Annotated in this window: 17 protein-coding genes; 7 read left to right on the forward strand and 10 right to left on the reverse strand. The window is 72.5% G+C overall.

Annotation, left to right across the window (positions count from 1 at the left end; genetic code table 11):
* Window positions 1-59: 59 nt before the first annotated feature.
* From ACFV18_RS19940 to ACFV18_RS19950, 3 genes are all read right to left on the reverse strand, one after another.
* Window positions 60-503 carry a hypothetical protein gene (locus ACFV18_RS19940; protein ID WP_380484943.1) on the reverse strand — a complete coding sequence of 148 codons (444 nt, stop codon included), beginning with the start codon at window positions 501-503 and terminating at the stop codon, window positions 60-62.
* Window positions 504-598: 95 nt separating this feature from the next.
* Window positions 599-1726 (reverse strand): helix-turn-helix transcriptional regulator, encoded by a 1128-nt coding sequence (locus ACFV18_RS19945; RefSeq protein WP_380484946.1) that lies wholly within the window; start codon window positions 1724-1726, stop codon window positions 599-601.
* Between the two features lie 355 nt (window positions 1727-2081).
* Complete coding sequence (locus ACFV18_RS19950; protein WP_380484948.1) at window positions 2082-3515, reverse strand: MFS transporter; 1434 nt, start codon at window positions 3513-3515, stop codon at window positions 2082-2084.
* A gap of 131 nt (window positions 3516-3646) precedes the next feature.
* Between ACFV18_RS19950 and ACFV18_RS19955 the strand changes: the two genes are divergently transcribed.
* From ACFV18_RS19955 to ACFV18_RS19965, 3 genes are all read left to right on the forward strand, one after another.
* Window positions 3647-4108: a MarR family winged helix-turn-helix transcriptional regulator gene (locus ACFV18_RS19955; RefSeq protein ID WP_380484950.1), complete on the forward strand. Its 462-nt coding sequence runs from the start codon at window positions 3647-3649 to the stop codon at window positions 4106-4108.
* Window positions 4109-4381: 273 nt separating this feature from the next.
* Window positions 4382-5158, forward strand: a complete 777-nt coding sequence (locus ACFV18_RS19960) for a LamB/YcsF family protein (protein ID WP_380484952.1) — start codon at window positions 4382-4384, stop codon at window positions 5156-5158.
* A gap of 242 nt (window positions 5159-5400) precedes the next feature.
* Window positions 5401-6420, forward strand: a complete 1020-nt coding sequence (locus tag ACFV18_RS19965) for a DNA gyrase subunit B (RefSeq protein ID WP_380484954.1) — start codon at window positions 5401-5403, stop codon at window positions 6418-6420.
* Between the two features lie 4 nt (window positions 6421-6424).
* Here ACFV18_RS19965 and ACFV18_RS19970 read toward each other — a convergent pair whose 3' ends face one another.
* Both ACFV18_RS19970 and ACFV18_RS19975 read right to left on the reverse strand, forming a co-directional pair.
* Entirely contained in the window at window positions 6425-7126 is a 702-nt protein-coding gene (locus ACFV18_RS19970) for a B3/4 domain-containing protein (protein WP_380484956.1), read from the reverse strand.
* Window positions 7127-7294: 168 nt separating this feature from the next.
* On the reverse strand, window positions 7295-8131 hold the full coding sequence (locus ACFV18_RS19975) for an EamA family transporter (protein WP_380484957.1): 837 nt from the start codon (window positions 8129-8131) through the stop codon (window positions 7295-7297).
* A 246-nt stretch (window positions 8132-8377) separates the two neighbouring features.
* Here ACFV18_RS19975 and ACFV18_RS19980 point away from each other — a divergent pair, with 246 nt between their 5' ends.
* On the forward strand, window positions 8378-8986 hold the full coding sequence (locus ACFV18_RS19980; RefSeq protein WP_380484959.1) for a GNAT family N-acetyltransferase: 609 nt from the start codon (window positions 8378-8380) through the stop codon (window positions 8984-8986).
* A gap of 254 nt (window positions 8987-9240) precedes the next feature.
* A complete protein-coding gene (locus ACFV18_RS19985) occupies window positions 9241-10083 on the forward strand; it encodes an undecaprenyl-diphosphate phosphatase (protein WP_380485120.1) in 843 nt (280 codons plus the stop codon).
* Between the two features lie 82 nt (window positions 10084-10165).
* On the opposite strand, the gene ACFV18_RS19990 is transcribed toward ACFV18_RS19985, so the two are convergent.
* Both ACFV18_RS19990 and ACFV18_RS19995 read right to left on the reverse strand, forming a co-directional pair.
* Window positions 10166-10657: an RICIN domain-containing protein gene (locus ACFV18_RS19990; RefSeq protein WP_380484961.1), complete on the reverse strand. Its 492-nt coding sequence runs from the start codon at window positions 10655-10657 to the stop codon at window positions 10166-10168.
* Between the two features lie 234 nt (window positions 10658-10891).
* Window positions 10892-11878 carry an ArsR/SmtB family transcription factor gene (locus tag ACFV18_RS19995; RefSeq protein ID WP_380484963.1) on the reverse strand — a complete coding sequence of 329 codons (987 nt, stop codon included), beginning with the start codon at window positions 11876-11878 and terminating at the stop codon, window positions 10892-10894.
* An 81-nt stretch (window positions 11879-11959) separates the two neighbouring features.
* Here ACFV18_RS19995 and ACFV18_RS20000 point away from each other — a divergent pair, with 81 nt between their 5' ends.
* Window positions 11960-13150 carry an MFS transporter gene (locus tag ACFV18_RS20000; protein ID WP_380484965.1) on the forward strand — a complete coding sequence of 397 codons (1191 nt, stop codon included), beginning with the start codon at window positions 11960-11962 and terminating at the stop codon, window positions 13148-13150.
* 170 nt (window positions 13151-13320) lie between these two features.
* On the opposite strand, the gene ACFV18_RS20005 is transcribed toward ACFV18_RS20000, so the two are convergent.
* The 3 genes from ACFV18_RS20005 to ACFV18_RS20015 form a co-directional block, all read right to left on the reverse strand.
* Window positions 13321-14049 carry a DUF1775 domain-containing protein gene (locus ACFV18_RS20005; RefSeq protein ID WP_380484967.1) on the reverse strand — a complete coding sequence of 243 codons (729 nt, stop codon included), beginning with the start codon at window positions 14047-14049 and terminating at the stop codon, window positions 13321-13323.
* 10 nt (window positions 14050-14059) lie between these two features.
* Entirely contained in the window at window positions 14060-15487 is a 1428-nt protein-coding gene (locus tag ACFV18_RS20010; RefSeq protein ID WP_380484968.1) for a HEAT repeat domain-containing protein, read from the reverse strand.
* 297 nt (window positions 15488-15784) lie between these two features.
* Complete coding sequence (locus ACFV18_RS20015; RefSeq protein ID WP_380484970.1) at window positions 15785-17254, reverse strand: hypothetical protein; 1470 nt, start codon at window positions 17252-17254, stop codon at window positions 15785-15787.
* A 417-nt stretch (window positions 17255-17671) separates the two neighbouring features.
* On the opposite strand from ACFV18_RS20015, the gene ACFV18_RS20020 reads away from it, so the two are divergent.
* Window positions 17672-18832 (forward strand): aminoglycoside phosphotransferase family protein, encoded by a 1161-nt coding sequence (locus ACFV18_RS20020; RefSeq protein WP_380484972.1) that lies wholly within the window; start codon window positions 17672-17674, stop codon window positions 18830-18832.
* Window positions 18833-18883 lie beyond the last annotated feature (51 nt).

Consider the following 18883-nt stretch of genomic DNA (forward strand, 5'->3'; position numbering starts at 1 on the left):
GGCGCGGCGCCGAAACCGAGCAGCACAAGGCCCGTCAAGGCGGTCGAGCGCATCACCGCTTACTCCGCTTTCCTGCCGATGGCGGCCACCATGTCTGCGCGGACCCGTTCGTTGACGGTCGGTTCCCTTACCTTGTGCGGGTCGGCCGTCCACGGCTCGTCGTTGTCGAACGGCGCGGCGAGCCACCACCGTTTGCCGTCCACACCACGGAACTTGCCGAGTCGGCCGGTAGAGGTGTCGACCAGCAGTTCGTCGGCGTCCGGGACCGCCTTGATCGCGTGGAGCACTGGCGCACCTGCGAGAACGGCGAACGCCAGCTCCTTGCCGGGGTCAATGTCCAGGCTGCCGAGTGCCAAGCGGTAGTCGCCCGCATCCGTCTGCTCCACCGTGAGTCCCGGCAGCGGGACCCCGATGGAGTCGAGCGCACTCCCGAGGCAGGCGCACACCGTTCGCGCTTGGTCGAGCTTTTCTGCCCGTAGTTGTGCAAGTGACTCGTTGGTCACGTTGTCCCCGATCGCTCCGAATCGTGCGGGGACCAACTCTGCGCGCCGCGACAGGTCGGCAGACAGGGGGTAGCCGTATCGGGTAGCCAGGCCGCTCAGGCCGCTTCCACCTCGGCCATCAACAGACGTAGCGTCAGGGACTGTTTGTCGAGCGGGAGTTGCGCCAACGCGGCCTGCGCATACGCCACCCCGCCGACCCGGTCGCCTGCCTGAGCGAGCATGAGCCCGCGATGCAGCTCAAGATGCGTGGCGAACCGCGGAAGCGTGGGCGGAAGCAACAGGCGCGCTTGCTCCTGGGCATGTTCGGCCCGTTTCTCCTCACCGAGCCGAGCAAGCAGCAGAGATGAGAAGACGTTCATCCGCCACTCGGGCACCGCGTAGTCCGACTGTTCGCTCGCCGGTGAGGCAACCCGCTCGAAGACTCGCCACCCCTCGTCGTTGAGCTGCAGAGCTGCCCGCCGGTCGCCGCGGATCGCGGCAGCGTGCGCCTTGCCCATGAGCGCGTTGAGTCGGCCGAGGGACGGGCGCGAGTCGATCGCCAGAGCCTGGTCCGCGAACCGTTCCGCAACCGCCAGCGATGCGCCTTCGTACCCGAGTGCGATCGCGGCACGCCCCCGCACCCATACCCGAGCAGCCAGGTCCTCGGACCGGTCAGCCGCAGTTGCCGCCATGCCGTACCAGCCCGTGGTCCTTGCCGCGTCGGTGCCGGGGAACGTCTTGGCGAACAGAGTTGCGAGCCGAGCAGCCACCTCCCACATATGGGGGCCCTCAACTTGCCGCTGTAGCACCACCATGTCCGCGGCGAGGCGGCGCTGGATCTCCTCCGCACCGGACGACATGTAGTCCTGGCCGTAGATGTGGAGCCGTTCCCGCCAATCGTCCAGGGACGGCCCGCCGCGGAGAGCAGCGGCGAAGCCGTGGGACAACAAGTCCGAGGCAGTCCCGGGCGCTATGGCTGTCGCGGCAACGTTCGTCAAAAAGGCTCGTCGGTTCACGTCCGCACTTTCAAGAGCGTGCAGGGGCACCTGCAAGGCGGTAGCCAAATGACGTAGCCAGAGCGGGCCGGGCTTCCGGCCCTGGTATCCGTTCTCCCACCGGCTGATCAACTGCCGTGTCACCGTCGCACGGTTGCCCAACTCATTCAGTTTCGCCGCAAGTTGGTCCTGAGACATGCCCAGTCCGCGGCGCAACTCCTCGATCAGGCTCCCCACCGCCGTCGTCATGAGCGGCAGCCTACGCCGGACCGAACCGCAGGCTCCTCCTCTCGATTCCCCCCAATGGCGGACCCCGTACCCATGCGGCCAATCGCAGCAACTCGACCGCCAGGGCGCACCGGCCGTCGGCACCGACACGGCCACCGGCGGACACCCGGCTGTGCGGTCGACCGGCCCGCCCGGAGGATCAGGGAGACGGCACAGGCCCCGCCCCGGCCACCCGCGTGGGGAGGACGAGGCGGGGCCTGTGTCGCGTGATTCGGGTCGGCCGGCAAGGACGTTCGCCGGGCGGGACGACGCTGACGTGCCCGCGAAAGCGGCCTCGCGGGCCGGTTGGCGCTTGGCGCGCAGCCCCCGCGCCGGGCTACTTCGCCGCGACGGCGGGCGTCTGTTCGGCGGGTACGGCCTTCAGAGCGGCCGCCCGGCGCATGCCGGGGATTGCGAGGGTGACCAGCCCGGCGAGAACCGCTGCGCCCGCGCCGATCAGGAACGCGGTGCGGAAGCCGCCCTCCGACGGCAGGGTGCGCCCGTGGAAGTTGGTCGTCATGTGTGCCAGCACCACACCGATGACGGCCGAGGAGGTGGACGTACCGATGGAGCGCATCAGGGCGTTGAGCCCATTCGCGGCGGCGGTCTCGGAGGCCGGGACGGCGCCCATGATCAGCGCGGGCATGGCCGCGTAGGCGAACGCGATGCCGCCGCTGATCAGGCAGGAGAACACCAGGACACCCCAGGCGTGGCCCATCAGTCCGAGCGCGGCGAGGTAGCCGCCGGTGATGATCACGGCGCCGACCAGTAGGGAGACCTTGGGGCCCTTGGCCCGGGAGAGCTTGGCGGAGATCGGCGACAGCAGCATCATCACCAGGCCGGCGGGGGCCATCCACAGGCCGGCGGCGACCATCGACTGGCCGAGGCCGTAGCCGGTGCTGGTGGGCAGCTGGAGCAGTTGCGGGGAGACCAGGCTCATCGCGTACATCGCGAAGCCGATCACCACGGAGGCCAGGTTGGTCATCAGCACCTGGCGGCGGGCGCTGGTGCGCAGGTCGACCAGCGGCTGCTCGGTGCGCAGCTCCCACCAGCCCCAGACCGGGAGCACCACGGCCGCGAGGGCGAGCATGCCGAGGGTGGAGCCGGACGCCCAGCCCCAGTCGCCGCCCTTGGAGATGGCGAGCAGCAGGGAGACCAGCCCGATGGCGAGGCCGATCGTGCCAACCACGTCGAAGCGTCCGCCGGAGCGCACCGGGGACTCGGGGACGAGCGCGACGACGGCGCCCGCGATCAGCACGCCGAGCGCGGCGGAGATCCAGAACAGGGCGTGCCAGCTGGCGTGCTGGGCGATGACGGCGGACAGCGGCAGGCCGAACGCGCCGCCGATGCCGAGCGAGGAGCTCATCAGCGCCATGGACGAGCCGAGCTTCTGCGGCGGCAGTTCGTCGCGCATGATGCTGATGCCGAGCGGGATGACGCCGGCGCCGATGCCCTGCAGGGCGCGGCCGATCACCATCGGCGCGAGCGCGTTGCTGAAGCCGCAGATCAGTGAGCCGATGACGAGCAGGGTGAGGCTGATCAGCAGCACCTTGCGCTTGCCGTACATGTCGCCGAGTCGGCCGAGCACCGGGGTGGCGACGGCACCGGCCAGCAGGGTGGCGGTGATCGCCCAGGACGCGTTGGCGGCGGAGGTGTGGAGCAGGTCCGGCAGTTGGGGGATCAGCGGGACGACCAGGGTCTGCATCAGCGAGACCACGATGCCCGCGCCGGCGAGCACTCCGACGACGGGGCCGGTGCGTGCCTGACTCATGGGGTTCTTCTCATTTCTCTGGTTCAGCTCTCCGGCTGGCACTTCATATGCATGATGCACATCATGTGTACCATACATATACGACCCTCGCGGGATATGCTGCCGAAAAGCGACGCACTGGACGGAGGAGCATGCGGCACACCAAGGAACTCGCCCTGATCGAGCGGGAAATGATGCTGCTCAACCGCCACCAGGTGCTCGCCACCGCCCGCACCTCCGGCAGCCCCGACAGCCTCGACCGCAGCGCGTACACCCTGCTCAGCCGGATCGAGACCGAGGGACCGCTCACCATCGGCCAACTCGCCGAAGCGTTCGGCCTGGACACCTCCACCGTCAACCGGCAGACCGCCGCCATGCTGCGGGCCGGCCTGGTCGACCGGATCCCCGACCCGGACGGCGGGGTGGCCCGCAAGCTGCGCATCACCGAGGAGGGGCTGCGCCGCCTCCACCACGACCGCGACTGGTCGATCCAGGGGCTGGCCAAGGTGGTCGACGACTGGACGGCCGAGGAGCTCGCCGGGTTCGCCGAGGTCCTGGAACGTTTCAACCGCGACATCGAGAAGATCCAGGGCCGCCCCTGGCCGCGCGACTGACGACCCGTCCGCGCGCTCCCCCGGCTCGGCGTCAATTCGCGCCGCCGGACGCTCTCCCGGCTCGGCGTCAATTCGCGCCGCCGAACGCTCCCCCGACCGCGTTGCACCCGAGTGGGTGGCCAGTGCGGCACAGGCCAGGAAACTGGCGGGTAAAACCTGTCGCCCGGAATCCGGCAGCCGCCACCGCCGAAACGATCAGGCCCTACGATCACCCCCAGGAACGGGCACCCGGACCCCGGGTCGAACCGTGCGGGAAAGGGCGGAGGAGGCGAAGTGGCCGAGACGGCGATCGATCTCAATGCGGACCTCGGCGAGGGCTTCGGCCGCTGGAGCCTCACCGACGACGAGGCCCTGCTGTCCGTGGTCACCAGCGCCAACGTCGCCTGCGGCTTCCACGCCGGAGACCCGTCCACCATGCGCCGGGTGTGCGCGCTGGCCGCCGAACGCGGGGTGCGGATCGGCGCCCAGGTCTCCTACCGCGACCTCGCCGGGTTCGGCCGTCGCGCGATGGACGTCCCGTCGGAGGAACTGGCCGACGAGATCGCGTACCAGATCGGTGCCCTCCAGGTGTTCGCCCGCGCCGCCGGCTCCCGGGTGTCGTACGTCAAGCCGCACGGCGCCCTCTACAACCGGGTCGTCCACGACAACGAGCAGGCGGAGGCGGTGGTTTCGGGCGTCCTGCGCTCCGGCGCGATCTGCGACGGCCCGCTGCCGCTGCTCGGCCTGCCCGGCTCCCGCCTGCTGGACGTCGCCGAGGGCGTGGGACTCCCGGTCGTCACCGAGGCGTTCGCCGACCGCGCCTACACCTGGGCCGGCACCCTCGTCCCGCGCCGCGACCCCGACGCCGTCGTCCACGACCCGGAGGCGGTCATCGCCCGCGCGGTCGGCATCGCCCGCGACGGCACCGTCACCGCTGTCGGCGGCGAGCCCGTCGCCGTCCGGGCGCGCTCGCTCTGCGTCCACGGCGACACCCCCGGCGCCGCCCAGCTCGCCTGGCGGGTCAGGGGCGCGCTGGCCTCCGCGGGCGTCCGGGTGGAGGCCTTCACCTGACGGTCCGGCACCGCAGAAAGATTTCTCGAATTCGTGCTGCCGCAGCCACCCGGAATTGCCCCGCAGGCGCCCGCGGCCACCCCGCCCCGCTCCTCCCGCCCCCACCCGCGACCGTGGCGGCGAGGCCCCTCCGAAACCCCCGGCGCCGCCGCCCGCAGGCCCTCACCGCATAGCCCCTGACCTGGCGCTTTCCAGGATTTCCCCTAGGGTTGGGGCACTGCCTGAGCACCGGAGGGGACACCGTGACGCATGCATACGACGCCAGTTCGATCGTGGTGCTGGAGGGCCTGGAGGCGATCCGGAAACGGCCCGGGATGTACGTCGGATCGACCGGTGAACGGGGTCTGCATCACCTGCTGTACGAGGTGACGGACTCGGCCATGAACGAGGTGGTGCTCGGAAGCGCCGGACGGGTGGAGGTCGTCCTGCTGGCCGACGGAAGCGCGCGGGTCACCCACGACGGTATCCACGAGCGCCCCCTCGACCACCAGTTGACGGTCCTGCGGCCGGCCACTCGGAGCACCAGCGATCGCCGCACCGTCAGCTGGTACGACATCGGCCTCTACGTGGTCAACGCGCTCTCCGACCGGCTGCTCGCGGAGGAGTGGCGCGACGGGGTGACGACCCGCCAGGAGTACTCCTGCGGCAAACCGATCGCCCCGCCCCACCCGACGGGCCCGGCGGACGGCACTGGCACGGCAATCACCTTCCGGCCCGACCCCGAGATCTTCGAGACGGTGGAGTTCGACCGCCCCGCCCTGGCCGCGCGTTTCCGCGAACTCGCCATGCTGAACCGCACCTTGGACGTGGTCCTGACCGACGAACGCGGCGAGGAACCGCACACCGAACGCTTCCACGCCCCGGACGGCGTCCGGGAGTTCCTCACCCAGCTCGGCGCCGACCCGGCCGAGGCGGTGGTCGTCGAACGCGAGGACGAGCGAATGGGCGGGTCGATGGAGATCGCCCTCGCCCCGGCCGGAGACGGCGAACCACAGGTCCTCGGGTTCGCCAACTCCCGCCGCACCGAAGGCGGCACCCACCTGGTCGGCTTCCGCGACGGCGTGACGGCCGTCCTCGGCAAAGGCGCCCGGCTGACGGCGGTCGTCTCGGTGAAGCTGGACGAACCGAGCTACGAAGGCTGCCGCCGCGAGATCCTCGGCAACACCCCGGTCCGGGCCTGCGTCGCCGAGGCCGTCCAGCACGCCCTGGAAACCTGGCGTGACCAGCACCCGCAGCGGGCGGCCGCGCTGACCGCCCGCTGACGGCTCAGACCTCGGCCCGGGCATGCCCCGGGTCGAGGTACCGTACCGTCACCGTCGCGCTGTGCGGCGCCAGCAACTCCTCCAACTCCCCTGCCGCAGCCGCCAGTTGCTCCCCGTCCGGCGCCAAGGTCTCCAGCAGGAACAAGGCATCCGCCGAGTGCTCGGTGACCCGGGTACGGTGCGCGTCACGGTGGTTCCAGTGACGGGTGAGAACGCCCGCCGCATCCCGGTAGATCACCTCGCCCTCCTTCGGCCGCTCCACCGTCCCCGGCTCCCCGAGCGGCGTGAACTCCTCGCTCCCGTCCGCGAATCCGATCACCACCTCACCCTGCACCGCCGCCAGATCGAACGCCCCGGCAGGCAGCCCGTGCCGAACGGACACCACGTTGTACGAGTCCACGGCGGGATTGATCCGAGGCAACACCCCCTGCTTGGCCAAGCGCCGCCCGAGCGCATCCACACTCGGCCGCATCCGCCGCGGGTTGGTTCCGAAGGCCCGATACGCGGCATGCCAGACCCCGATCCGCGGATCGTCCTCGCCGGCCGGCCGCCAGTCACCGTCGGCAAGTTGACCCTCCAACCGCTCCAGCGCGGCGGCAGTGGCGGGCCACGGCTCGGTCCCGCGAATCCCGCGCGCGGCAATGAGCGCGATCCGGGTGCCGGGGAAGGCCTCGGCCACGGCGGGGTGCAGGTGCACAGACGTCATGCGGTGGTGCTCCGTTCAGAGAGGTACGGACAATCGGCCCGGGCGAGCAGGCAGGCAGGCAGGCAGGCCACCCTGGCCCCCGGCGAGCGAGCGGCCCGAAGCCGACGGTGCGGCGCGAGTGCAAGAACCCCACGCGAACGGTGCTCCGTTCGGAGAAGGGCACGTCGATCACGCCAGCGCCAGCAGACCGACCGCGACCGCCGCCGCGCCGAGGCCCGCCAACTGACCCCGGTGGATGCGTTCGGCGAGGACGGCGCGGGCCAGCAGCACAGTGCCGGCGGGGTACAGGGCGGTGATCACGGCCACCACGGTGAGGTCGCCGCTACGGGCGGCCAGCAGGAAGAGGACGCTCGCCGCGGAGTCCAGCGCACCGGCGGCCGCCGCCAGGCGGTAGGCCGGGCGCGCGGGGCCGAGTCGGCGGCGCAGCAGCACGGCAGCGGTGAGGGTGAGCGCGGAAGTGACGGTCCGGCCGACGATCAGCGGGGCGATGCCGCTGCCGGCGGGGGCCTGGTGGAGGCAGACCAGTTGCACGGCGATCGCGGTGCCCGCGCCGAACGCGAGCAGCAGCGCGGTCCGGGAGACCCGGGCCCGTCCGTCCGTCGAGCCCGCGCTGACCAGTACCACGGCCACCAGCGCCAGTGGCAGGCCCACCAGCCCGGCGCTGCCCAGTTGTTCACCCTGGATCAGGCCGACGGCGACCGGCAGCACCGCCGACACCAGTGACGTCACGGGCGACAGTACGTTCATCGGGCCGATCGCCAGCGTGCGGTACAGCAGCGCGAACGCCGCCGCCGAGGCGGCGCCCGAGGCCGCGCCCCAACCGACCGCCCCGGCACCGAACTTCGCGCCGAGCACCGGCCACATCGCCAACTCGACCAGCAGGCTGGCCGGGGCGGCGATCAGTACGGTGCGCAGTACGTGGGCCCGGCGCGCGCCCAGGCCGCCGAGGAAATCGGCACAGCCGTAGGCGAGCGAACTGCCGAGGGCCAGCAGCAGAGCGATCATGTCACTTCCCCAAGTGTGGAGCGGAACAGCGGAACGGTACATCAGACTGAACGAAGCAGACCAACACATTGATCGACCGAGCTGTTCCCCTCCCCGACCCCACTCGGAAAGCGCCTGCCCGCCCGGACGCGAAAGCGCTTGCCCACCCCAACCGGAAAGCGCCTTCCCACCCCAACGGGAAACCGCTTTCCCGTCCCACCCGGAAAGCGCTTGCCGCACCCCGCGCCCGAGTGCTCTGCTCGCCCCATGGACATCCGCCTGCGCACCGACCGACTGACGCTCCGCCGCCTCTCCCCCGCCGACCTCCCCGCCGTCACGGCGCTGTGCGGCGACCCGGAGGTGATGCGTCACCTGGAGGACGGCCGCCCGATGCCCGCACCGCAGGTCGCCGAGGAGGTGCTCCCGGCCCTGCTCGACGAGTACGGGCGCCTGCCGGCCGGCCTCGGCTGCTGGGCCCTGGCCACGGGCAGCGAACCCTTCCTCGGCTGGGCCGCGCTGCGCCCGGCGCACTCGGTCGGGCTGGAGACCGGCCCGGCCGGCGGGCTGGAACTCGGGTACCGCCTGCTGCCCGCCGCCTGGGGGCGGGGCTACGCGACCGAGGCGGCGCTCGCCCTGGTGCACTCCGCGTTCACCGAGCTGGAGGCGGAAAAGGTGGTGGGCACCACCATGGCAGTGAACTCCGCCTCCCGCCGGGTACTGGAGCGGGCCGGACTGCGCCACGTCCGAACCTTCTTCGAGGACTGGCCGGACCCCATCCCGGGCAGCGAACACGGCGACGTGGTGTACGAGCTGACCCGCCCCGACTGGACGGTGCGGCACAGTGGCGGTCCCGCACAGGTTGCCCCCCGGCGGTAGTCACCCCCAGGCGCTCAGGGCATCGAACTCCCCTCCCCCGCAGGAAGGTTGAGCACCTCCCTCCCGCCACCCCCACCGTCCGGGCAACCCGCGATCCCCGCATACACCCGGACGAAAGGTCCGCGACACCTTGAGCCCCTATCATCCGGGCCACACCGGACCGAGCCCCCGAGCCGCCGCCGGGCCACCCCACGAGCGAACAGGACTGCCGCCATGCTGAACCACCGATCGATATCCGCGGGGTCTGTCCGGTGATCGACTGGTTCCACGGGGCCGTGCTCGGCCTGGTGCAGGGTCTGACCGAGTTCCTGCCGGTCTCCTCCAGTGCGCACCTGCGGGTGTTCTCCGCCCTCGCGGGGTGGGACGACCCGGGCGCGGCGTTCACGGCGGTGACGCAGCTGGGCACCGAGTCCGCGGTGCTGATCTACTTCCGCCGCGACATCGGCTCGATCATCAAGGCCTGGACGCTGTCGCTGTTCCGCGCCGAGTGGCGGCGCGACCAGAACGCGAAGCTCGGCTGGTACGTGATCGTCGGCACACTGCCGATCGGCATCATCGGCAAGCTGTTCCAGGACACCATCGAGACCACGCTGCGCGACCTGCGGCTGATCGGCACCACGCTGATCGTGTTCGGCCTGATCCTCGCCGTCGCCGACCGCTCGCGCGCGGTCCGCAATGCCCGCCCGATCAGCTCACTGACCTTCCCGCACGCGCTGATCTACGGCGCCGCGCAGTCGCTGGCGCTGATTCCGGGCGTCTCCCGCTCCGGCGGCACCATCAGCGCCGGCCTGTTCCTCGGCTACAGCCGCGAGGCGGCCGCCCGCTACTCGTTCCTGCTGGCCATCCCGGCGGTGCTCGCCTCCGGCACGCTCGAACTCTTCAAGATCGGCGAAGGCCCGGCACCTGCCTTGGGGCCGACCGTCCTGGCCACCCTGATCGCCTTCGCGGTGGGCTACGCGGCCATCTCCTGGTTCCTGAAGTACATCTCGCACAACAGCTTCATGCCGTTCGTGATCTACCGCGTCCTGCTCGGCATCACCATCATCGGCCTGGTCACCACGGGCGTCCTCGCCCCCGACGCGGGCGCGGTGCACTGACCGCCACCACCCCCGAAGGGGCGGGCCGGGTGGCCTGCCCCTTCTTCATTCGCCTCTTCCCTACACCTTTTCCCTGCGCCCGCTACTTCTGGTAGAGCATCCAGATCTGGTGCCACCCGCCGTCGGCCGGGTTGATGGTCACGGACCGGTCTTCTCCATTGCCCTGAAGGACCATCTCCCGGTCCTCGTTGCTGGCGATGGTGGTGTACTCCCGGTCGGTCTCGACCACCCACCGCTGGGTCTCGTCGCCCTCCTCGCAGACCAGTTGGGTCACGGACTGCCCGTCGCCCGCGTCCGCGATGCACTTCCCGTAGTGGCCGCCCTTGATCATGAAGATGCCGATGCCGTCGGACGTCTCACCCACCCTGGTGAACGTCCAGTCCTGGTAGCCGAAGCTGGGATCCCGGGTCCAGAACGCGGCCCCGAGATACTCGTCCAGGTTGGTGTTGTCGCTCGCCACCTGGACGGATGCGGTGAACGACTCGCCCTGGGCCCTCGCCGGACCACCCCCGAGAACGACGCCGGCGAGTGAGACTGCTGCCGCGAGGGTGGCGGCCTTCCTGGTGATGTGCACTGCCTCTCCTTGTCCGAGCTGTTCGCGAACGCGTGGGGCCCACACCGGGCCCGTCCGCCCAGTCGCGAAGCTAGAGGGTGCGCACAGCGCTTCGCGTCCGGGATGATCCGCGTCGCCGCGATCGGCCACGGCAATTCACCTGGGCAGCGCACAGTTCACCCGAGGACAGCAAGCTCCGCGCCGGCGAGCTCGACCCATACACCTCCCGAACCCACAACACTGCATGGTCGGCCCTCACAACCCCGGCGCGCCGTCCGCGAGGTGGTCGCCGAGGGGGGTGCGGTGGTAGAGGACGCGGCGGCCGAGGCGGGTGCGGTCGACGAGGGCGGATTCGCGGAGGATGGTGAGGTGGCCGCCGATGGTGCCTACGGACTGGCCCATCAGGATGGCGAGTTCGCTGGTCGTGGCGGGGATGTCGAGGTGGCGGAGGATGGCTGCGCGGCCGGTGCCGATCAGCCGGGCGAGGGCCTGCTCGCCGGCCGGGGCGGGGCCGGGAACACCCGTTCCGCGGGCGGGGTAGACCAGGGCGTGCGGACGGCCGGGGGCGTGGCACAGCCAGGAGCTGCGGCGGGCGCTGACCGGCACGAACAGCATGCCGTCCGGCCCGACCACGTGGTCGGGGCCGGGCTGGTCGCTGAACCGGATGGCGTCGCTGCCGACCCACCCGCTGCGACGGTTCATCAGGTGCAGGGCGCGCGGCCAGCCGTGCGCGGCCAGCAGTCCGGCCCGGTGGGTGACGTCGCGTTGCAGGACGGCCCGGCGGGCGGGCCACTCGGCGGCGAGGTGGGTGTCCCAGACCGCGCGGAACAACTCGGCGGCCCGCGCGCCGTGTTGGCGCCCGGTGAGCCAGTCCAGGTGCCGGTCGTCCTCCCAGCTGTGCGCCAGTGACAGTCGCAGGCTCTCCCGCACCGCCTCGTCCGGTACCCGCGCCACCTCGGCGAGTTCGGACTCCAGGGTGGTCTCCATCCCGCCGCCCGGCGGCACCACCAGGTGGTCCGGCAGGTACTTCGTGGCTGAGATCAGCTCGACCAGCCCCCGCGCGTACGGGTCCGCCCGGAGCCGGGCGTGGAACTCCACCCGGTGCCGGGTGTGCCACTCCGGATGCCACGAATCGGCTGCGGGACGGGCGAGTTGGATGATCGTGGCGAGTGTCTCGGCGAACGGCGACAGGGCGAACCGGGAGCGCGACAACGCCAGCGAGTCGAGGCGCAGCATCACCATGGCGAACGTCCACCCTTCTCCAGGTTTCGTCGGTCGCCGAAACGATAGAGGCCCGGCGGTACGGGCTCGCACACTCTGCGGGTGCTTCCACCACTCCTTCACCACCACGGTTTCCGCTGGTTCTTCGCCGGTCGCGCGATCTCCCTGCTCGGTAGCGCGATGGCGCCGGTGGCGCTGGCGTTCGCAGTGCTCGGCGACTCCGGCCGGGCCGCCGACCTGGGCATCGTGCTCGCCCTGCGGACGCTCCCCCTGCTGGCGTTCCTGCTGCTGGGCGGCGCGATCGCCGATCGTCTCCCGCGCCGCACCGTCCTGCTCGCCACCCACCTCGGGGCGGGCCTCACCCAGGGCGCGGTCGCGGCGCTGCTGTTGACCGGCCACTACGCGCTCGGCCCGATCGCCGCCCTGGAGTTCCTCAACGGGCTGCTCACGGCGTTCACCTCGCCCGCGCTGATCGGCGTCCTGCCCGAACTCGTCCCGCGCGAGCAACTGCGGCCCGCGAACGCCCTGTTGGGCATTGCCTCCAACGGCAGCAAGGTGTTCGGCCCGGCGCTGGCCGGCCTGCTGGTGGCAGGCGTGGGCGCCGGCTGGGCGGTGGCGGCTGACGCCCTCAGCTACCTGCCGGCCGCGCTCTGCCTCGCCCGCCTTCCGGCCGGCCGGATCCGCGCCCAACGACCCGCCCTGCTACCGGAGTTGCGCGAGGGGTGGACGGCCTTCCGGCGCACCCGCTGGATCTGGTGGACGACCTGGTCGTACTGCGCGACCAACCTGCTGCTCACCGGCCCGTGGCAGATCCTCGGCCCGCAACTCTCCGGCCCCGCCCTCTGGGGCACCCTGCTCGCCGCCCGCGGCACCGGTCTGCTGTTGGCCGGCGCCGCCCTCTACCGGCTCGCCCTCCCCCGCCTCCTCGCCGCCGGCCAACTCGCCGGCCTGGCCCTCCCCTTGCCCCTCCTCGCCCTCGGCCTGCACGCCCCCGCCCCCTGGCTGCTCGCCGCCGCCCTCACCGCCGGCCTGGGCAGCGCCCTCGCCACCACGGCCTGGGACACCTCACTCCAGGAACACCTCCCGCCCGACCTGCTGTCCCGCGTCTCCTCCCACGCCGACGTCTTCTCCTACCTCGCCATCCCCCTCGGCCAACTAGCCTGCGGCCCCCTCGCCACCCACTACGGCCCGCACCTGGTCGCCACCACCACCGCCCTCACCCAGGCCACCCTGACCCTCCTCCCCCTCCTCTCCCCCCACGTCCGCACCCTCCCGCACCTCAAACCGGCCTGACCTCAACGCAAAACCCACGCGCGACCGCCAGCACGAACTCGGCCGCACCGCCCGCGCCAGGCTGGCAGGTGATCCGTCGGGCCGCAGGCGTCGGTGAGCGGCGGCCGGTCCGCGCTGGTCATACGGTCATGACCACCGGATCAGCGGACCGCACCGAAAGCGGGCACCCGCTACTTCTCGCGGCGCGAGGACCTGCGGCGCACCGCGAAGGCGATCAGCGTGCCGAGCGCCACGACCGCGGCGAGACCGCCGAGGACGATCGTGGTGATGCTCTCGGTGTCCTTCTCGGACGCGACGGGCGTGGCCGAGGCGGAGGCGGACACCGACGGCGCGGCGGAGGAGGCGTCGGCCGAGGGCGTCGCGGAGGAGGAGGCGGAGGCGGAGGGCGTCGCGGCGGGGAGCGGGGTGGCCCCGGCCGCGGCCGGGCGGAGGGCGAGGACCGGGGCGGGATGTTCGGGCTTGGTGTCGCCCTGCGGGAGTTCGATCCACCGGTCGGTGTGGCCGTCGGAGTAGTCGACCAGGGTCTTGAACACCACCGAGGTGCTGGACGGGAGTTGACGGACCTTCACGGAGAACTCCGCGGCCGCGCCGGGCGCGAGGGCCGGCCCGGCGACCGTCCAGCCGTCGGCGGTGGGGGTGAACGCCCAGCCGTCGGGGGTCTTGACGGGGGTGATGTCGGCGGGGGCGAGACCGGCGGGCAGCGTGACCTTGAGGTCGGTGATGCCCGCCGTGGAGGACTCGCCCTCGGCGGAGAAGGTGACGGTGGCATCGACGCTGAGCGCCTGCGCCGTCGTGGTGTTGACCTCGACGTGGGCGGCGGCGCCGCCGGCCGCCCCGAGGAGCATCCCCAGGGTGAGGAGGGCTGTCAGGGCGGGGCGCGGAGCTCGCGGTCGCTGCATGGACGTGACTCTACCGGTCGCGGGCTGTCAGGCGGCCGCGAACGGCGGCATGGACCTCGGCTTCCTCGGCGGGGTCGGCGGCCAGCCGGCGCAGACGTTCGAGGACGCGGGCGTCGCCGGTGGTGGTGACGTGGGTGGCGGCGAGTTCCCGGGTGGATTCCTCGCAGTCCCACAGGCATTCGACGGCGGGGCCCTCCCCGAAGTACGGGTCGGTGACGGCGAGTGCCTGGGCGGCCCGGCCGCGCAGTTCGGAGGAGGACGCCTCGCCGTAGACGTGCCGCAGGGCGGGCACGGCGGCGTGTGCGCGGAGTCGGCCGATGCCGTCGACGAGGCTGCCGAGGGCGGTGCCGGTGACGCCGTTCAGTGAGATCCACTGATGGAGTGCGGCGACCACCAGTGGGGCGTCGCAGGCTTCGCCGGCGTCGGCGAGGAGGCGGACGGCGGCTTGGCCGAGGGCGCTGTCGGCACTGCCGGTGGCCGGGTCGGCCCAGCGGCGGGCGTGCTGGAGCGCCTCGGGACCTCGCATCCGGCCGAGCACTTCGAGCGCGGTGGCGACGATCCGGTGGTCCAGGTCGGCGGCGGCGGTCTCGATGTACTCGGCGGCGGCCGGGTCGCGCTGCTCGACCAGGTACCGGAGGGCGGCGCAGCGGGCGCCGGCCGGTCCGCCGGCGGCGGCCTCGTGCAGCAGCGGCGCGTCCTCGGGCCGGACGACGGCGGTGAGGCAGCGGGCGGCCGCGGCGGCACGGCGGGCGAGGACGCCGGGTTCGGGGCCTTCGCCCTGGTCGGCCCAGGCGAGGACATCGGCGGTGGACCAACCGGGCGTGACGCCCTGGCGGTTGAGCTGCCGCTGCCACAGGTCGAAGGGTGACTGCTCGCTCGCGGTGGCGACCCGCGGGTGGTGGACGGCCCACAGCCGCCAGACCCGTGGCTCGTACGCGGCGCGGATGGCTTCGCGCAGTTCGGCGTCGCCCTCCGGGCCGGCCGGGAAGCGGCGCAGGACGGCGGGGGCCAGGGCGAGCAGCGCCTCGTCGGTGTCGCGCAGGGCGAGTTCGTCAAGGGCCCAGGCCCAGTTGGTCCCGGTGGTGGTGTAGGCGCGCAGCAGGTCGAGGGCGTCGCGGCGGCCGTAGCCGGCGAGGTGGCCGAGTACGGCCAGGGCGAGGCCGGTGCGGGCCTCGTCGGTGTCGGTGGCGTCCTCGGGGGAGGTGAGGTGGAGTTCGAGGCCGGTGAGGGGGGCCTCCAACTCCATGTAGAGCCGCGCGTAGTACAAGGAGCGGTTCTCGACCTGCCAGTCGGCGCGGGGGTCGTTGGTCACGCAGCTCTCGACGGCGGTGATCGCCTCGTCGCGGTCTGCGGCCAACGCATGCAGCTGCCCGTCTCCGCGGCCTCTCTGGAGGAGGCCGAGGAGGCTGGCGCTGGGCGCTATCACTGGCTCGAACATGAGGTCAGCATCCGTTGCGGCGGTCGTCAAGGCAACGGGATTTCCGTCGCCGGGGTCGGTTGGCACAGCTCAGGCGCCCGGGCGCCGGAATCACCGAAGGTTACCGCCTGGGGGGCCGCTCCGCACACAGGGCAACGGATTTCCGCAGGTACGGCCATGCCGAGCCGACTCCGTCCGTACCGGATCGACCGGTTCCGGACCTTGGACGCACCCGTGGAGCAGGAACCGGGCACCGGCCACACACCCGTCACGTACGAGTGAAGACCGCACACCGGGCCCACGCCGGGCGCCCGCCGCTCAGATCGGCCGGGGAGCCCGGGGCGCGGGCAGCGCGTCGCGGATCCGTTCGCGCAGTTCGGCGACGTCCGGCCGGCCCTGGTGGCGTTCGGCGAGCCGGTCCATCTCCCGGAGCCGGTCCCAGGTGCGCCGGGAGGAGGTCTGGCCGATCGCGTCGAGGACGCCGTTCGCCTGCGCCACGGCCGCCTCGGGTTCGCCGCCGATCCAGTGGGCGGAGGCCAGGGTGATCCGGTCGAGCAGGGCGGAGCGCTCCCGGCCGGTCTTCTGCCGCAGCCGGACGGCCTGTTGGGCGTGGTGGACGGCCAACGGGACGGCGCCGGCGTCGTGTTCGGCGAGGGTGCGGTGCACCAGGGCCTGCATGCCGTGCATCTCGGCCTCGTCGAACAGCTGCATCCAGGCGGGGGCGGGCCGGTCGGTGTCCTGGACGAAGTGGTGTTCGGCCTCGCCGAGGGTCCGGTGAGTGGCCTCGGAGCGGCCGAGCGAGGCGTGCGCCCAGGCTTCGACGGTGCACAGCATGGCGCGGGTGCGGGGCAGTGCGCCGTCGGCGGGGCGGGTGCCGGCCCGGGCGAGCTGCATGAGTTCGAGGGCCTCGTCGGCGCGGCCGAGGTGGAGCATCTGGCGGGCGGCGCGGGAGACGGCCTCGGCGGCCCGGGGGCGGTCGTCGGCCTCCCGGGCGGCCTGGGCGGCGATCACGAAGTAGCGCTGGGCGGTGGGTTCGAGGCCGACGTCGTGGGACATCCAGCCGGCCAGCACGGCGAGGTTGGCGGCGACCGTCCAGAGCCGGCGTTCCAGGGCGGCGGGGTGGCTGTGGGCGAGCAGGCCGCCGACTTCGTTGAGTTGGCCGACCACGGCCTTGCGCTGGAGTCCGCCGCCGCGGGAGGCGTCCCAGGCGCGGAACACCTCGACCGAGCGTTCCAGGGCGGTGACTTCCTCGTTGCCGACCGGGCCGGGTTCGTAGACGTCGGCCACCGGGGCGGGGCCGCCCGGGGTGCGGGGGCGGCGGGCGGCTTCGGCGACCGCGCCGCCGGTGAGCCAGTCGTGCAGGTTGTCGGCGATGACCGCGCCCGCCGCGAGGGCCGCGGAGGCGCCGACCAGTCCGCGTCTGTTCAGCATGAGGTCCATTCCCGTGAACTCGGTGAGGACCGCGGCCGTCCGATCCGGTGCCCCGGGTTCCGTCGGCGGTGGTGCCGTGCTGCCGGACCTGGCGGGTCGGTGCCGTTCGAGACCTAAGTCCTCGGTGGTGACGACACGGCCGAGCCGCTCGGTGAACACGGCCGCCAGCACCCTCGGCACCGGGTCGCGTGGGATCTCGCCCTGCTCGATCCAGCGCCGGACCCGGGAGGTGTCGGTGGACAGCTGCTGCTCGCCCAGTGCGGCACCCCGCCGGTTGACCAGCCGCGCCAATTCGCCCTTGGACCAGCCGGTCAGTGCGAAATGGTCGGCCAGCCTGCTGTTCGGCCCCCTGCTCACATGAGCCCCCAGGTTCATCGGCTGGGCACGACACTAATGGCTCTGTCACATGCCAAGCGACCATTCGCCAGGCTTCGCCAGGGTTCGCTATGTGGCGTGCCAGTGCCGATCGGGTGTCAGGTAGGTGTGCGCCACCCCGATCTCGCGTCGGAACGGCCCCCGACCGGCCCGGATGTCGACCGACGGCCCGTCAGGGTCCGTTCCTGCGAGGCGTGGTTCAGGGGGTGGCGCAACCGGGTGGCGCGGGGGCACCGGGCATGGCACGGAGGGTCGGAGCGGACGCATTTCCCCAGGGTGCGGACGGTTCGACGGCTCCGGCTCCGTGCCCGGCGCCCGCTCCCCACCCGGCGGCCCGACCCCTGCGCGTCCGGGCCCCGTGAAGCTTGCCGCCGGTCAAGGAAGGACCCTCACCCGCCCATGTACTCCACAGCCAGCACCGGTACTCGACCGATCGCCCCGATCGGGGTGGACGGCGCGGCCGCGCGCCCCCCACGCTCCGGTCTGCGCCCCCCGACCGCCGGTGCGGGCCGTCCCGCGCCGCGCGCCGTGGAGCTGCGCGACCCGCGCGGGCGCACCACCCTGGTGACCCGTCCGATGCCGGAGCAGGTGGGCCGGCTCGGCCGTCCGATGCCCGGGCGGGGCGCGGAGGCGTTCGTGGACCGGGTGGATCCGGCCGCGCTGCAGACCCCGGCGGTGCGTGCGGTGCTTGCCAACGTCGCGCGGATATGTCCCGCGTTCCTTCCCCGGCAGGTGCTGCGGGAGGGCAGTCGGCACATCCTGGTCGCGGGCACCATCGGCCGGGCCCCGGTGGTGGCCAAGTGCCTGGCGCCGGGGGCGCTGCGCGGCCCGCAGGCGGCGCACCTGATGGAGCGCTTCCACCACGAGGTGGCGGTGTACCGGGCGTTCGTGCGGCACCGTCCGCCGGTGCGTCTGCCAAGGCTGGTGGCGGCCGACCACGACCGCTGCGTGCTGGTGCTGGAGCGGGTGCCGGGCCGTCCGGCGGCCCGCGAGCGGCACCCCGCGAACGCCCCGACGCCGGGCGAGGTGCGTGCGGTGCTCGGCGCGGTGCGCACGCTGAACCTGTGGCGGCCGCCGACGGACGTGTTCGACCAGCCGCTGGACTACCAGACCGAGATCGCCCGGTTCCACTCGCTCGGCCTGCTGACCGACCGGGACGCGGGCGACCTGCGCGGCCTGCTGCACGGCCTGTCCTCGGTGCCGCGCCAGCTGTGCCACGGCGACGCGCTGCTCGGCAACATCCTGCTGGCGCCGTCCGGCCCGGTCCTGCTGGACTGGGAGCAGGCCGGCTGGTACCTGCCGGGCTACGACCTGGCGGTGCTCTGGAGCGTGCTGTCGGGTGACACCGCGGCCCGCCGCCAGATCAGCCAACTCGCCCAGTCCGGCGGCACCTTGGCCCGGGACGCGTTCCTGGTCAACCTGACGCTGGTGCTGATGCGGGAGCTGCGGCTGCACGACCTCCCGGGCGCGGGCGAGGAGCAGCGGATCATGATCCGCCGGCTGTACGACGACGCGGCCCTGGCCCGCCGCGCGGTCCGCGCGGCGGTCGGCACCCGCTGACCTGCCGTCGGCTTCGCGGCCCGTCCGGCGATTCCCGTCGGATCGGCGGGC

It is taken from the genome of Kitasatospora sp. NPDC059673, assembly GCF_042734215.1.
Lineage (GTDB): Bacteria > Actinomycetota > Actinomycetes > Streptomycetales > Streptomycetaceae > Kitasatospora.

What these genes read in the sequence shown, in the direction of transcription:
- ACFV18_RS20020 (WP_380484972.1), top strand. Translation starts at nt 17,672, where the DNA reads ATGTACTCCACAGCCAGCACCGGTACTCGACCGATCGCCCCGATCGGG.
- ACFV18_RS19950 (WP_380484948.1), bottom strand. Translation starts at nt 3,515, where the DNA reads ATGAGTCAGGCACGCACCGGCCCCGTCGTCGGAGTGCTCGCCGGCGCG.
- ACFV18_RS19980 (WP_380484959.1), top strand. Translation starts at nt 8,378, where the DNA reads ATGGACATCCGCCTGCGCACCGACCGACTGACGCTCCGCCGCCTCTCC.
- ACFV18_RS19970 (WP_380484956.1), bottom strand. Translation starts at nt 7,126, where the DNA reads ATGACGTCTGTGCACCTGCACCCCGCCGTGGCCGAGGCCTTCCCCGGC.
- ACFV18_RS19995 (WP_380484963.1), bottom strand. Translation starts at nt 11,878, where the DNA reads ATGGTGATGCTGCGCCTCGACTCGCTGGCGTTGTCGCGCTCCCGGTTC.
- ACFV18_RS20005 (WP_380484967.1), bottom strand. Translation starts at nt 14,049, where the DNA reads ATGCAGCGACCGCGAGCTCCGCGCCCCGCCCTGACAGCCCTCCTCACC.
- ACFV18_RS19945 (WP_380484946.1), bottom strand. Translation starts at nt 1,726, where the DNA reads ATGACGACGGCGGTGGGGAGCCTGATCGAGGAGTTGCGCCGCGGACTG.
- ACFV18_RS20010 (WP_380484968.1), bottom strand. Translation starts at nt 15,487, where the DNA reads ATGTTCGAGCCAGTGATAGCGCCCAGCGCCAGCCTCCTCGGCCTCCTC.
- ACFV18_RS19975 (WP_380484957.1), bottom strand. Translation starts at nt 8,131, where the DNA reads ATGATCGCTCTGCTGCTGGCCCTCGGCAGTTCGCTCGCCTACGGCTGT.
- ACFV18_RS19955 (WP_380484950.1), top strand. Translation starts at nt 3,647, where the DNA reads ATGCGGCACACCAAGGAACTCGCCCTGATCGAGCGGGAAATGATGCTG.